This is a genomic window from Pseudomonas sp. B22(2017), from assembly GCF_002113105.1.
GTDB lineage: Bacteria > Pseudomonadota > Gammaproteobacteria > Pseudomonadales > Pseudomonadaceae > Aquipseudomonas > Aquipseudomonas asiatica.
Genome location: NZ_NEJN01000041.1, coordinates 1 through 559, shown reverse-complemented (window position 1 = coordinate 559; position 559 = coordinate 1). Strand labels below are relative to the sequence as shown.

The following is a 559-nucleotide window of genomic DNA, read 5'->3' as shown; positions in this document are numbered from 1 at the left end:
GACCATGAAGAACGGCGGCTTCTCGATCACGTCGTGGCCGATGTTGACGATCAGGTCGGCGGCTTCGACGGCGCGGTGCACGAAGTCACCCGACGACAGTGCGGCGTTGCCCAGGAAGCGCGGGTGGCGCTCGTCGACCACACCTTTGCCCATCTGGGTGGTGATGAACGGGATACCGGTCTTGTCGATCAGTTGCTTGAGGACCTTGGCGGTCATCTTGCGGTTGGCGCCGGCGCCGATCACCAGGATCGGGTTGCGAGCTTTCTGCAGTTTTTCCACGGCGGCTTCGATGGCCTTGTGCTCGGCCAGCGGGCGGCGGCTCAGGCTAGGCGGAATCGGCAGGCTTTCGGTCTGCTCGGCGGCGATGTCTTCCGGCAGCTCCAGGTGCACGGCACCCGGCTTCTCTTCTTCGGCCAGGCGGAAGGCTTCGCGCATACGGGCCGGGATGTTGTCGGCGGAGGCGAACTGGTGGGTGTACTTGGTGATGGGGTCCATCATGCCGCACACGTCGATGATCTGGAAACGGCCCTGCTTGGACTTCTTGATCGGCTTCTGGCCG

1 pseudogene is annotated in these 559 nt (G+C 64.0%); it reads right to left on the bottom strand.

Annotation, left to right across the window (positions count from 1 at the left end):
* Positions 1 to 559: pseudogene (locus CAG18_RS25935) on the bottom strand (thiamine pyrophosphate-binding protein); the annotation flags it as partial.